Raw genomic sequence first — 14727 nt, forward strand, 5'->3', positions numbered from 1 at the left:
CGGCAACAATTATAAACAACATACTGAATTAACAGATTATTTAAAGAATCGCAGGAGATTTCAATGGCCAGTCGTGGTGTTAACAAGGTAATTTTGGTTGGCAATTTGGGACAAGATCCAGAAGTGCGTTATATGCCAAACGGTAACGCAGTCGCAAACATCACCGTTGCGACCAGCGAATCGTGGAAAGACCAACAAGGTCAACAGCAAGAGCGTACTGAATGGCACCGTGTGGTTCTGTTTGGCAAATTGGCTGAAATTACGGGTGAGTACCTGCGTAAAGGTTCACAGGTTTACCTCGAAGGTAAATTGCAAACGCGTAAGTGGAAAGACCAAAGCGGTCAAGATCGTTACAGCACTGAAGTGGTTATCGACCAAAGCGGTAGCATGCAAATGTTAGGCGGCCGTAACCAAGGTCAAGGCGCCCCTATGGGCGGTATGCCACAAAATGCAGGCTACCAATCAGCACCACAACAACAAGCTGTACCTGCACAAAACCAATACGCGCCAGCTCCGCAAGCGGCTCCGGCTTACCAAGCACCAGCGCCACAACCTCAATCTAGTTACAATCAGCAGCCAGCTCAGCAAAGTTATGGTCAGCAACAGGCGCAGCCTCACGCTCAGCCACAGCAGGGCGGTTATGCGCCTAAGCCGGCAGCTCCTGCGTATCAAGCGCCAGCGGCTCCTGCACAGCGCCCTGCGCCACAGCCACAACAAAACTTTACTCCAGATTTGGATGATGGTTGGGACGACGATATCCCGTTTTAATTTTCCAACTTTTACAGTGGAAACATAGTTTTTTAAAAGCCCTGCAATATTTTGCAGGGCTTTTTGTTTATATGTGGCTTATATTTCTTTGAATAATTTTATTTGCTTAATTGTTAACAGTTGTTGCGGTTTAGGGTAGATTGTTTGAGTCCGCTAAAGGGCTTGAACTTTTGAAAATAAATTAACGTTATGACGACTACTAAAAGAAAGGAATTCTTCCATGGAAGATGTAATAAGTCAGGAAAATAATCCATTAAAGAGCGATGAAAAACAAATAACAGTAGATAGCAATATTCATAGAGTACCACTGTTTCATGTTTCACTTGCTAAATTTGTTATTATGTTTTTTGCTACCTTTGGTCTATATCAAATATACTGGTTTTATAAGCAATGGCAGGCATTAAAAGAGTATTATGATTTAGATGCATGGCCAATTGCTCGATGCATTTTTACGGTATTTTTTACACACTCTTTGTTTGTTTATGTTAATGAATATATTAAAGAAGATAATAGAAGTTATCGTTGGAATCATTCTGCTTTGGCGACAGTTTACGTTTTACTTGTCGTAGTCTCTAGTGTTCTCAATCAAATTGAGACTTTACCGACATCTTTGATTTTAATTTCTATTGTTATACCTTTAGCCGTTTTGTATCCATTGTATGAAGCTCAAAAAGCAATTAACTTTGCGCTTGAACCTTTAGACTACGAGGATAATTCAAGTTTAACTTGGTTGAATTGGGTTTGGATTGTTCTTTTTGGTTTTTATTGGGCTATGGTTATCTATGCATTAACTGTGTTAATCAGACTAGCTTAATTTAGAATAGAACAGGCTTTAATTAAGCCTGTTCTGAATTAACAATATGCGATAGAGGAATATCTTTTTATAAAGTTAACAACGAGTTTTCCCTCATATACTTTCAATTTCTAATGTCGTTTTCTCTATTAATGCATGTTTTTTGATATTTTAAGTACGCTGTAAGGTATTGATTTTGTGACTTAAAGCGTTTTAGTGGTTATAGTAAAAAGTCAATTTATCAGTATTGAGGTAAGCATTTTCTCCGGTTAATGAATCGAATGTTGGAGAGAAAGTGAATTTTTATGAGCAATTTCAAGAAAATCCAGTTTAAACGCCTATGGCTATGGCTGTTCCTTATCAGCATGGCTTTACCATTAAGTGCGGTTGAAGCGCCTCTGTGGCCTGAGTCGGTCAACCTGCCCTTAAGCGAACGAGTGCACAGTGGCACGCTTGCTAATGGGATGCACTACCTGTTAGTGAACAACAAAACCCCAGAGCAAGCCGTGATTGTCCGTATGCGGGTGGATGTGGGCTCGGTGATGGAAACGGATTCCGAGCAGGGTCTGGTGCATTTTTTAGAGCATATGGCGTTTAATGGATCTACGGGACTTGCGGCGGGGGAGATGATCCCTACCTTACAACGCTTAGGTTTAAGTTTTGGTGCTGATACCAATGCGGTGACTGAATTTCAGCAAACGGTTTATCAGTTTAATTTACCGAGCAATAGCCAAGATAAACTCGATACCGCCTTGTTTTTTATGCGCGAAATCGCCAGTAATCTGTTGCTTGACCCCGCGCTAATCGAGCGCGAAAAGGCGGTGGTCTTGTCTGAACTGCGTGAACGCAGTAGTGCCGATTTAGAAAATTATCGCCACCAGTTAGCCTTTTTAATGCCGAAAACCCAGCTCTCGCAACGCTTTCCCGTAGGTGAGGCGGCGAGCATTCAAAATGCGAATCGTGAAACGTTATTGTCCCTTTATCAGCGTTTTTATACGCCATCCCGCACCACCTTAATCGTGGTGGGCGATATCGATGTCGACAGCATCGAGCAAAAAATCATCCAGCAATTTTCTAATTGGCAAGCCGCGCCGCAGGCTGCTGGGGTTAAGGCACAATCCATTGGCGTGGTACAGGCTAAAACCGCTATTGAGGCGGCTGCTTTTTTCGACCCAAGTCTGCAACCCTCTGTTTCGTTAGGCATGTTAACACCTCAAACGCCGAAGCCAGATTCGCCCGCACTACGTGAGCAGGAGATGTTATTAGAAATTGCCCACGGTATTTTGTATCGTCGTTTAGAGTCACAACTGCTACATAGCCAAGGTTTGTATGGCGTGAGCCTGCAAATTGGGCCGCAATATGATATTGCCTACGGCACTCAAATGACGCTGGGAACGCAGGAAAATAACTGGCAGCAAGGATTTGCACTATTAGAGCAAACGCTGCGTCAGGCGTTTGAATTTGGTTTTAACCAACAGGAAATCGACCAACAGCTAAAAAGAATGCACAAGGGCTATCAGCTTAATGCTGCGGGGAGTAGTACTATCCACAGTGTGAATATTGCCGACAGTTTAGTGAGTGCGGTGGCAAGCAGGCGCGTGCCTGTGGAGCCTGAGTGGCAACTCACATTGTTTGAAAAGCTGATGCCAAGTGTTACGCCGCAAAAACTGCAACAGCTGTTTAAACAGACTTGGGAAGGGACGCCTTATCTGTATCTAACCAATAATAAACCCATTGAAAGTATTGAAAAGCAACTCTTAGCCGCCTACAACGCGAGCCAAAAGCAAGCCGTAAAAGCGCCCGAAACCAAAGCCATAGCCGAGTTTGCCTATAGCCAATTTGGTGAGCTTGGGCAGATTGTTGCCGATCAGCGCGATGCTGCAACAGGGATTCGCAAGGTACAGTTTGCTAATGGTGTGCGCCTTAATCTAAAGCCGACAACCTTTAATAAGGGGGTTACGCTCGTCAGTTTGAATATCGGTTTTGGTGAGATAGCTTTCCCTGAGTTAGATGGCTTGTCCTATCTGTTTAACCGTGCATTTGTCGAGGGTGGTTTGGGACTTCACGATTTGGACAGCTTGCAGGAGATTTTTGCTGGCCAAGATATCTCAGTCAGTTTGAGTTTGCGTGAGCAGAGTTTTGGCGGCGAGATTAGTACCAATGCGGCCGAGCTTCGGACTCAATTAGGTGTGCTAACGGCTTACCTAGTCGATCCCGGTATGGATAAGCAGGCAGAGCAGTTATTCCGTGAACAAGTAATTGCAGAACAGCAGAATATTCATAGTAATCCGCAGTTGGAGTTTTCGAATCAATTTGCTCGAATTGCCCATAGTGGCGACAAACGTTACGGCTATGGTGACCCAAAGGAAATCCTTAAACGTCAGTTTGCTGAACTCGCGCCCAGCTTCCATTCTGCGGTGCAGCAGGGGGCGATAGAGCTGGCCATCGTTGGTGATTTTGATGAGGACAAAGCCATTGCAGAGGTTGCGCAAACCTTAGGGGCGATTTCCCGTCAGCCGATCCCTAAGGGGCAGACTATCGTGCCCGTATTTCCCAACGTGCCAGCACAAATCAGCCTGATGCATTATGGTCAGGTCGATATGACGGCACTGGCGGAGGTGTGGCCGACAGCGGATATGAGCAATCCCCGTGAGCTGGTGGGTTTAGGTTTGCTCGAGCAGGTACTAAGCATCCTACTCACTGAAAATGTGCGCGAAAAAGCTGGGGCAAGTTATTCCCCTTCTGCATTCTCATATAATGATTTAAATCCAACGGGATATGGTTATCTCGGCCTATTTAGCGTGACCACCACAGCCATGTTGCCTGAGGTGGCTAAGTATTACGCCGCCGCGATTAAGCAGGTTAAAACGCCTTCGGGGATCAGTGAGGATTTGCTCAATCGCGCTCGCCAGCCAGTGCTGGAGTGGATGCAAACTGCAACGCAAAACAATAGCTTTTGGTTAGATTTGGCCTCAACCGCCCAAAGCCAACCGGAGCGTTTTGCGTCCTTTAACCAACGCTTGGCGCTGGTACAGCAGATCACGCCAGCCGAGTTAAGCCAATTGGCGCAGAAATACTTAAAGGATGATAAAAGCTTAATCATTCAAACCCTGCCTGCACCGGTTGCATCTCAGTAATCTATCAACCCACAAGTAAACCAATAACCCCTGCGATAGCATTTCGCAGGGGTTTTGATGCTTTTATCTGTCATTGCGGAGCATTTTTAGGGCTAGCTTTAATTGTGTCGGTCGTAATTGGAAATAACCGTTGTCGAAAATGCCACTCACGCTTAAGCGAAACCCGCATTAGGCTAAGCGCCATATTCTTGGAATGCGGTGATATGAGTGGTGATGTGATGTTTCGATATCTGTTATGTAGTTTTGGCTTGGTCCTAATGTACCCGACGGGGATCGATATGTACTTAGTCGGGTTGCCGCAAATTGCGAGTCAACTTGGGGCGAGTGAGGCGCAGCTGCACATTGCTTTTTCTGTGTATCTTGCTGGCATGGCGACGACTATGCTGTTTGCGGGCAGTTTAGCCGATAGGATTGGGCGTAAACCCATTACACTTTTTGGCGCCTTACTGTTCGCGCTAGCCTCCTATTTTGCAGCGGGCTCGCAAACCAGTGATCTGTTTTTAATCGCGCGCTTTGCGCAAGGCATTGGTGCGGGTTGTTGCTATGTTGTCGCGTTCGCGATTTTGCGTGATGTCTTAGACGATAAGCGCCGAGCCAAAGTGCTCTCAATGGTGAATGGCGTGACCTGTATAATCCCTGTGATCGCGCCTGTGATTGGCCATTTAATCATGCTTAAGTTTCCATGGCCTAGCCTGTTTTACACTATGGCGGCGATGGGATTACTGGTATTTGCTCTTTGTCTATTGGTATTGCGTGAAACCCATTCTAAAGCAGCATTTCACACGCAAGCTTTGCCAAGTGTGCAAAAGGAATCCTTTAAACAAGGCTTTTTTATCAGTCGCGTGGTCATAACAACCTTAGGTGTGACCACGATTTTAAGCTATGTGAATGTGTCTCCTATGCTGATTATGGGGCAGATGGGGTTTGACCGTGGCCAATATTCCAATACCATGGCAATGATGGCATTGGTGAGTATGTTAGCCTCATTTTCGACGCCCTTTTTGCTTAACCAGTTTAAAGAAAAATCATTAATTTTGTTCTCCCAAGGGTTATTCGTTGCGGCTGCCTTAGTGTTTATCTTGACTCAATTGGGCGGGGTTAGTCATTCATTTAACCTGTTAGGTTTTGCTTTTGTTTGTTCCGGTTTTTCAATTGGATTTGGAGTGACCATGAGTCAGGCGCTTAGCCCATTTGTGGCTCGGGCAGGAGTGGCCAGCTCATTACTGGGGATTGCCCAAGTGTGTACTTCAGCTTTGTATATTTGGGTGATGGGTCTGCTCGAAGTGAGCGCGATTAATATATTATTAGCTATCCTCAGCGTTGGTGCGCTGGTAAGCATCACGCTAATGTTAGCGGTGCCTAAAATGTCGGAAATGGTAGTTAATGAGCAAATCCCTGAGTCGGCTTGACCTCAATCTGTTGTTTACTTTTCAGCTGCTATCGCAGGAGCGGAGCGTGTCTAAGGCCGCTAAAAAGCTCAATGTGACGCCATCGACCGTGAGTAAATCCTTGGCGAAATTGCGTGATTGGTTTGACGACCCACTATTTATTAAAACGCCCCAGGGATTGCAGCTCACGCCATTGGCCCAAAGCATGGAGCATGACTTAGCCGATTGGTTACAAATGGGCAAACAGCTTATGGGCAAGCGCGGGGACGATATGGCAAAAGGGCTCAGTTTTGAGCTAATGCTTGAGTCACCTTTATCGCTCATTATGCTTAATCAATTAACACAGGCGATTTACCAACACTACCCTGATGCAAAAGTAAAAGTACGAAATTGGGATTATGATTCACTAGAGGCCATTATTCGCGGTGAGGCTGACATAGGTTTTACTGGCCGAGAAAGTCATCCTCGCTCCAAGGAGTCCCTTGATTTATTGCCTTATTTTATCGATTTTGAGGTTTTATTTACCGATCTTCCCCAGGTGTATTTGCACCGCGATCATCCCGCCTTGCAGGAAGAGTGGAATATAGACACTTTCTTAAAATATCCGCATATCAATATCTTGTGGGAAAAGAGTGAAACCTGGGCCTTAGATGATGTGCTTATCGAGCTTGGGTTAAGTCGCAATATTGTGCTGACCTTGGCCAGTTTTGAGCAGTCACTGTTTGTCGCGGCAGAGCCTCACCACAGTATGATGGCAATAGCACCGCAATATTGTGAGCAATATGCCCGCCAATTACACCCTGACTTAGTCACTCGCCCGATCCCGATAAGTGGCGAATATCTTGATAAACTCGCCATTCCTTTTACCTTGATTTGGCATAAGAGAAACAGCCACAACCCCAAAATCACTTGGCTGCGAAGCAAGATAAAAGCGATTTATCAACAGCATGATTAAGGCTGTTATTTACGGCATTAACTTGTTTGAGTAATACCCAATTGCTGGCAAATATGTTGGATGCACAATTCTTGCTGCTGACACCATAGTCCATAGCTGACGGGGATAAGTTTAATCCCCGCGCGCTGTAACAGTTTATACAGTTCAATATCGAAAAAGTCCGACCATGGCCCTGGGTAACCGATTAAATCTATTGCTAAATATTGGTTACCATAGCGGCACAGAATATCCAGTTCTAGCCCCGCCATATGGTAGGCGCGCCAGACTGTTATGCCTTTTGCTTCAATCGCGAGTGCCACAGATTGGCCGAAGTTATCGAGGGAATCGACATAATTATGTGCCGCTTGAAATTGGCCCGCCGATGCTAAGTAAGTTGCCAGTAAATTATTGTTGGGGAGCTCATGTGCTTGTACCGATAAAAATAGCCACTGCATTTGTTTAGCGCGGGTGATGGCGACATTGAACATATCTTCGCGATTTAAATACACGGCGGCGCGGCTGTCGTTGGCCGTAATGCTAAACGACAGCAGCATAATATCGCGCTCTTCCCCTTGAAAACCAAAGGGCGTGGCAATCCGTAATTGGTGACGTTCTATTTGCTGTGCGCTAAAACGCGTGAGGATTTGCTGGGATAAATACTCCGTCTGATTGCGAAAACAGGAGAGCACACCAATGCTGGCGGGCACTAATGCATTTTCTTGTTCATCAATCAGTTGAGCTAACTTTTCAATTAATGCCTCCGCTTCTATGGCGTTAATTCCTTTACTGTCACGGCTGCCAGTCACCTGGACTCGGTGTAAGTGCCCTGAACTTGTGCAAGGTCTGTGCTGCATAATCTTCAGCATACCTTGATAAAACTGCTGATTACTAAATTGGATCAGCTCAGGTTTACTCCGAAAATGCTCATTTAAAAATACTACTTGGGATTGGCTCGCAAGGGATTGCGATACTAAGTCGAGCATACTGGCATCACGGTAGCTCATTAGGCCGCGGCAATCCGCAGCAAGTCCAAGTTGGGTCTGGATTTGGGTTTGCTTTGCGCGGGATAAAAACGAGAAATGGCGCAGCTGTTTACTGTCGCCCACCACCAGTGCCGCTTTTGCCCGCTGCAAGGCCGGTAAACAGGCGGCAATATTGGCTTGAGTGGCTTCATCAATAATCACTAGATCAAACATTTGCTGCTCCATGGGCAGCACTTTATGCAAACTGGCAAGGCTCGATAACCAAATGGGAAAGGTTTGCTTTAAGGCATCAAAATCCGTTTTGTAGAAACCGTCGAGTTGCTTAGCGGACTGCCGAGCGCGAAGTGCACTGGCAAAACTCACCAACGTACTGCGCTTATGTTTGAGCAATTGGTGTAATCGATAGTGAGTGGCCAATTGTAAGTATTTGAGGCTTAAGTCTTCTTTTTGGGCGATGAGGGCGGTTAATTTATCGAGCACATCCCATTGCTGAGCAAACTGTTTGATCCCGGCACGGTAAGCCCAGTTGTAAAATCCTAAGCGCCAGCGCGATTGTCCTTGTTGTAAGGTCGCCAGTTTTTGGCCGCGACGTATGGCGTGGCGGCAATGGTGTATAAAACCGGCTTCCATTTTGGTTTGCGCGCGAGTCACAGTATTAAGTTGCTGTTTTGCACTTAATAGCAACCTATCCGAGATGGTTTCATCAGTCGCAGGATGCTGACCATGAAGCATTTCATCTATCTGGTTTTTAAGGACTTTAATAAACTGCGGTGAGCCAGCTCGAATAAGACTGCTCCCAAGCTGGAATTGTTGCTGCAACTTGTCGGCAATCACATCAACGGCAACGTCGGTGTGGGCGACGATGAGGACAGATTTACCCCTTAATACCTGCTCCGCCGCCACGGTGGCTATGGTGTAACTTTTACCCGTTCCCGGTGGACCCGATATCTGCCCCAAAGTATGGTTGGCCGCCACCTTTAAGGCTTGAATTTGCGCGCGGCTTAATAGCCCTGGAAGATAAGCTTCTTGGGTGTCGACATTGTGATTAACTGAATCTCGAGTTGGCGCTTGCTCAAATAGCGCTTGAAGCGGCGCAGAGAGTGAGGGTGCTGTAATGAGATTGTCGAGTTCGTGCAATATGCCGCGACTGGCCTGCGAACGCTCTGCAAGAATAATTTGGCTGCGACTAACCATAAATTGCCCACGTTTACGGCTAAGCTGAGTGAATTCAGCCTCATCGATCAGCTTGGGAAAATGCAATAAATGACTGGTATCAACATCGGCTTGGCCTGCCCGCAGCCAAGCTATCCAGCCACTGACATCCGTTGGATTATCGCGTAACTCTTGACTTAAGCTGTGTCCTTCAACGACTAATTTTTCTAACAGGGCTTCATTGATGGTGAATGATCCGCCGCCAGAGAAGCTGTGATTAGATTCGAGGTAAATGTTATCGCCATCGGCCTGTAACTGACATTCACGGTACAGCAGTGGCGTGACAACTTTACGTTTTTCGCCATTAAGCTCGACAGTGCCACAGAAAAACAGACAACAGTGCAATAATACTTTTTCACGTAGATACAAGGCACTACGCGCCATTAATGCCGAGGCGGGAGCAAATGGCACAGGTAAGCGAGGCAGAAAGCCACTGCTTAACTCGTCTTCACCTTGGAGCAATAGCTTTTCTTGCTCAGCAAGTTTGTGGCTAGACCACAGGTTAATTTCAGCACTATCGTGTTGAAAACACTGTTTGTAGTAGTTAAGAATCCCTTGCAAACCCTATCCATCCCTAAGGCTTAATTGGCGATGCGAGAGTAACCCAATCGTATAAGACGAACAAGGTTGTCGCGTATCTTGGGATGGAGCCAAAGCAGGTTAAAGTCCGAACGCCTGTGCTTAAAGCCAAATAATTTTTAGCGTAAAAGAAGTTATTTGAGTTGTAAGTAAACGTATCGCAAAAGGTATTTGTATCAATTCAGCGCTCGAAAAATGTGATTTGTATCAATATTGGCTTGGTTGCTGAAATGTTTGTTAAGTGTTTGAGTTTGTAAAATATTTGTTTTTGTTTTGGGTGGAAATTGCCATTGTTGTCATTGTATAACTGCGTAGACTGAACTGAAATTTTGTCTGCAAATGAGGGATACAATGCTTAACAATAAACTCAAAGGATTCGCAGTAATGACCTTCGCCTGTTTAGGGGTTACTGCTTGCGGTGGCTCCGATAATAACAAGGATGAGGATACCTCCAAAACCGATACCTATGTGCAATTTTACAACGCGACAGTTGGCAGCACTGATACCGCGCTGAAGATTGGCGATAAAACCTATGAAAGTGTGAGTTACGCCGATGCGATGCCACGCTTTACATCAACCCCCGGCGTGAGTGCTGTCGAGGTGATGGGTAAGGATGCGGCAAATAAAGATATTTCGCTCTATAAAGAGAATATCGATTTAAAAACGGCAACGGATCATTTCTTTGTTTTGCATGGGGATTTTTCCTCGCCAGCCCTTTTGAATATCAATTACTCGCGCACCGAGCTTGATAAACAAAATGCCGAGGCAGACAAGAGCAAAATGCAGTTGTTGATTGCCCATACCGCAACCAATGCACCAGCGTACGATGCGTATATTGCCAAGGCGGATAAAGGCTTTGCCGATGCGGTGATGCTTGGCAGCGTTTCCTATGGTGAGGTTTCAACGCCACAAATTTTGGATACGGGCGACTATAAAATTTATTTGACCGCGGCGGGTACGACCAATATCAGCTACACCACTGCGAGCATTAGCTTTAAAACCAAGGTGCCCTATAAGTTGATTTTAAGGGAAAGCTTTGGCGCATCAGCGGCTAAAATCAGTTTAGACAGCGTCGACTCTACCACCAATGTGCGTAACCATGTCGCCCTCGAAAGCAGTGTTGATTTTAGAGTGTTCAATGGCTTGGCCACACATAATGTTGATGTGAAAGTGGTGAGTAGTAAACAAGAAGCGCTATTTAGCAATGTGGCTCCCTTTGGCGTAACGGCCTATAAAGGCGCCGAGTTTAATGACTTTGGCGTGAGCGTATTTGACCATACTAGCCAAGCGAAATTGCTCGATAATGTTCTGATCACCCTTAATCAAGATGATATTAAAACCATCTTTATTTACGAGCAGGGCAGCCAAGTGAAGGCGATGGAGATGAAACAAACTCAAACGCCAAGTCCCTACAGCTTCAAGTTCGATATCGTCAGTTTTGCCGATAAGAGTAACTTGACTTTGTACTTCTTAAAGGCGAACGACACTATTGATACGGCAGCCTATAAGATCAGTGCGATTAATCCGACAGCACCGCAATCATTAGTGGTGCCTAAAGGTGAGTATTCTATCAAGGTCATCTCGGTCGAAAATGGCTCAAAAACGGTGGTTTACGCCTCTGATATGATCGATTTTAATAATCAAGACAACGTCACTATGGTGCTGAATAAGGATGCCTCAACTAGCTTTGGCTATAACCTAGTTAAGCTTTAATCGCAGCGGTTGAGCTGTAAATAAATTGGACAATAAAAAAGCACTACCTAGGTAGTGCTTTTTCGTATTAACAGTCTCTATTCTGACAGTTTTAGCTCTTGGCCGGGTTTAATAATGCTCTTGGCATTGAGCTGGTTCCACTTCATTAAATCGGCGAGTTTCACCTTGTTTTTACGCGCGATTTTATCCAGTGAATCCCCTGATTTTACTTTGTAGGTTTTGGCTTTAGCCGCTGGTTTATCGGTCGATTTTGAGGTGGCGGCTTTAGTGCTACTCGCATTCGCTTTGGTCGATGATTTGTCTGTTTTAGCCTTAGCTTTTGCGGGCTCTGGCTCATTATCATTAGCCGCCATTGGCGTTAATAGCGTGAGCTCTTGGCCGACTTTTAGGCGATCAGAGGTCAGATTATTTGCCTGTTTTAACTCTTTGACTGATAAATCAAATCTAGCTGCGATCGAACCTAAGCTATCACCGGATTTCACGATATAAGTTTGGCTGTCGTAACGTTTTTGAGCATAGAGCTTGTGCTGATTTTCTTGATAGTGGCCAATGTTTTCAATCGGCAGGGCAATTTGGTATTTGCCTTTACTGGGGATCACGTTTTGACGGTATCCAGGGTTATAGGTTTTGAACTCCGCTTTAGTGAGTCCCGCAGCATTGGCGATTTGGCTTATTTCAACGCCATTGGGAGCGGGTAAGCGTTCCAAAAATGGGCGGTTTGCAATCGGCATTACTTTGAGATTGTAATGGCTTGGGGCGCGGATAATTTGGATAAACGCCAGCCACTTAGGCACGGTTTGTACTTGGCGAGCAGGAATATTCAGCGACCAGAAATCCGTAGGTTTGCCTTTAGCTTTGTTTCTATCGATAGCGGCTTTAATCACTAATTCGCCACTGTTGTAGCCCGCAACGGCGTTAATCCAGTCGTTACCTAAGGTGTCGTGTAAGTGCTGCAAATAGTCGAGTACGGCATCGGTCGAGGCCAATGCATCTTTGCGACCATCGTAGGCTGAGTTGATCGTTAGGCCAAAGTTTCGGCCCGTAGCGGGGATCATTTGCCAAAGTCCGGCGGGGCCATTTGCTTGCGCCAGCGGGTTATAACCACTTTCGACAATTGGTAATAGTGCCAGTTCGAGCGGCATATTGCGGGCTTCGAGTTGACTCACAATATAGTATAAAAATGGCTCGGCACGCTGGGTCACCTGAGTCATAAACTTTTGCTTGTCATCGAAAAAGTTACGCTGTTTGCGTACTTCTGCATCGTCATGCACATCAATAGTACGGGCGTGTTGAATTTTCTCCCATACATCGGCATAGCGTTCGTCGACAATCTCTTTTTTATCATGATGAGATTGTGTGGTATCTCCGCTATCACCTTCAGCTTCTGGGGCTGTGGTGGCAAATTCCATGGGCGAGGTTTGCGCCGATGTTGTCGCACAGCCACTGAGTTGGGCTGTCAACATGGCGATCATTAGCACTGCTAATGCACTCGGTTGGCGAAAGGTTTTCCGCATGATTATCCTGTCATTTTTGCTAACTTGGCGTTATACCCAAACAACCTAACTCGATGCAGGCTTCTGTGTTTAAGACTGCCGAAACGGAGTGTTTGTGTACGCCATTTCTGTATTGCAGCAATTCAAAATGTGGTCGACATTTGTCCTTGATGCACCTTGAATGAGAGCACCCTAGGCGCTCTGAAACTGATATCTTTAGGTTGCTTGGGTATAGATAATGTTGCACATGCTAATCTGTTTTGCGGTTTCTGTATAGCTTTGCTGATAATTTGACCACCTAGGTCACATTTAGATTTACCACTAAATAAGCTAACATAGCAGCGATTTTTCATTGATGTGGGTTAGAGAGTGCAGACGTTAACGCAGTTAAAAGCAGGACAATTACAAGGGGTTACTCGATTACAGTTGGTTGAAAACCTCACTGAATTTCCGCAGGAAATCTTTGATTTAGCCGATACGCTGGAGATCCTCGATTTATCCAATAACCAGTTAAGTTCACTGCCCGATGATTTATATCGTTTAACCCATCTAAAGATTTTGTTTGCCTCCAATAACCGCTTTGAAGTGCTGCCAGAAGTGTTATGTCAGTGCCCCAAATTGGAGATGATTGGCTTTAAGGCTAATCAAATTCGTGTTGTGCCAGAGGCATCGTTGCCCCCACAAACCCGCTGGTTGATTTTAACGGATAACCAAATTACCGCCTTGCCCGAGCGCATGGGGCAGTTGCATCGTCTGCAAAAATTAGCCTTGGCAGGCAATCGCTTAACTTCGCTGCCCGCATCTATGGCTCAATGCCATAACTTAGAATTAGTTCGTTTGTCGGCTAATCAACTGCAAGCGCTGCCAAACTGGTTGCTTAAGCTACCCAAACTCACTTGGCTGGCGTTTGCGGGCAATCCTTTTAGCCATACCTTGGTTGATCCCCACGCCGATGTAGCCAGTGTGCTAAATGTGACATTAGCGGACATTGAGCTCGGTGAAAAACTAGGTGAGGGGGCTTCTGGCATTATTTACCAAGGTCGTTGGTTAAATCCTGCTATGGTGGCTGCTACTGGGTGCGAACATATTGCGGTTAAGTTGTTTAAGGGAGAGGTGACCAGTGATGGCTATCCTGCCGATGAGCTGGATTGTTGTTTAACCACGGGCGCACATCCAAATCTCATCAAAGTCTTAGCCCATATTAGTCAACAGGATCAACTTGGTTTAGTGATGGAACTGATTCCTCAAGGATTTAGTAACTTAGGTTTACCGCCATCTCTAGCGAGTTGTACCCGTGATACCTTTAAAGCGGGGACCGAATTTAGCCTGAAGGGCATAACTGAAATCGCTTTGCAATTAGCTGACACCCTAGCGCATATGCACGGGAAACAAGTGAGCCATGGTGATGTCTATGCCCATAATATGATGGTTAATCAGCAAATGGCGCTGTTGTTCGGTGACTTTGGTGCCGCCTCAAACTTAGCAAAATTGCCTACATCGGAACGTGATGCCATGCAGGCTATTGAGGTGCGCGCCCTAGGGTGTTTACTTGATGACTTATTGCCCTTTGCCGATAACGATGAAGACGACGCGCTGCGAGTTCAACTGCGGCAGTTAAAAGCACACTGTATGCAGCCGGAGTTATCTTGTCGCCCACGCTTTAGTGATATCGTGAAGACATTAGCTGCACTGCGCTAAGTTTACGTATGTGGCATGCAGCAAATGCA

General features: G+C 45.7%; 9 protein-coding genes. 7 read left to right on the forward strand and 2 right to left on the reverse strand.

The genetic code is table 11. The annotated features are described in order from the left end of the window. Positions 1-63 precede the first annotated feature (63 nt). The 5 genes from ssb (at position 64) to yidZ (ending at position 7041) form a co-directional block, all read left to right on the forward strand. Complete coding sequence (gene ssb / locus CEQ32_RS19565) at positions 64-768, forward strand: single-stranded DNA-binding protein (protein WP_088586658.1); 705 nt, start codon at positions 64-66, stop codon at positions 766-768. Positions 769-988: 220 nt separating this feature from the next. After that, positions 989-1582 (forward strand): hypothetical protein, encoded by a 594-nt coding sequence (locus CEQ32_RS19570; protein WP_047536355.1) that lies wholly within the window; start codon positions 989-991, stop codon positions 1580-1582. Between the two features lie 284 nt (positions 1583-1866). After that, a complete protein-coding gene (locus CEQ32_RS19575; RefSeq protein WP_088586659.1) occupies positions 1867-4698 on the forward strand; it encodes a M16 family metallopeptidase in 2832 nt (943 codons plus the stop codon). 218 nt (positions 4699-4916) lie between these two features. Further along, positions 4917-6107 (forward strand): MFS transporter, encoded by a 1191-nt coding sequence (locus CEQ32_RS19580; protein ID WP_088587015.1) that lies wholly within the window; start codon positions 4917-4919, stop codon positions 6105-6107. Next, complete coding sequence (gene yidZ, locus CEQ32_RS19585; protein ID WP_088586660.1) at positions 6082-7041, forward strand: HTH-type transcriptional regulator YidZ; 960 nt, start codon at positions 6082-6084, stop codon at positions 7039-7041. Before CEQ32_RS19580 ends, yidZ begins: the two co-directional genes overlap by 26 nt. Positions 7042-7058: 17 nt before the next feature. On the opposite strand, the gene CEQ32_RS19590 is transcribed toward yidZ, so the two are convergent. Further along, on the reverse strand, positions 7059-9776 hold the full coding sequence (locus CEQ32_RS19590; RefSeq protein WP_088586661.1) for a DEAD/DEAH box helicase: 2718 nt from the start codon (positions 9774-9776) through the stop codon (positions 7059-7061). A gap of 369 nt (positions 9777-10145) precedes the next feature. Here CEQ32_RS19590 and CEQ32_RS19595 point away from each other — a divergent pair, with 369 nt between their 5' ends. Then, a complete protein-coding gene (locus tag CEQ32_RS19595) occupies positions 10146-11507 on the forward strand; it encodes a DUF4397 domain-containing protein (RefSeq protein WP_088586662.1) in 1362 nt (453 codons plus the stop codon). A gap of 77 nt (positions 11508-11584) precedes the next feature. On the opposite strand, the gene CEQ32_RS19600 is transcribed toward CEQ32_RS19595, so the two are convergent. After that, entirely contained in the window at positions 11585-13021 is a 1437-nt protein-coding gene (locus CEQ32_RS19600) for a LysM peptidoglycan-binding domain-containing protein (protein WP_088586663.1), read from the reverse strand. Positions 13022-13369: 348 nt separating this feature from the next. On the opposite strand from CEQ32_RS19600, the gene CEQ32_RS19605 reads away from it, so the two are divergent. Then, a complete protein-coding gene (locus CEQ32_RS19605) occupies positions 13370-14698 on the forward strand; it encodes a leucine-rich repeat-containing protein kinase family protein (RefSeq protein ID WP_088586664.1) in 1329 nt (442 codons plus the stop codon). The last annotated feature ends 29 nt before the right edge of the window (positions 14699-14727 follow it).

The organism is Shewanella sp. FDAARGOS_354, from assembly GCF_002209245.2.
Classification (GTDB): Bacteria; Pseudomonadota; Gammaproteobacteria; order Enterobacterales; family Shewanellaceae; genus Shewanella; species Shewanella xiamenensis.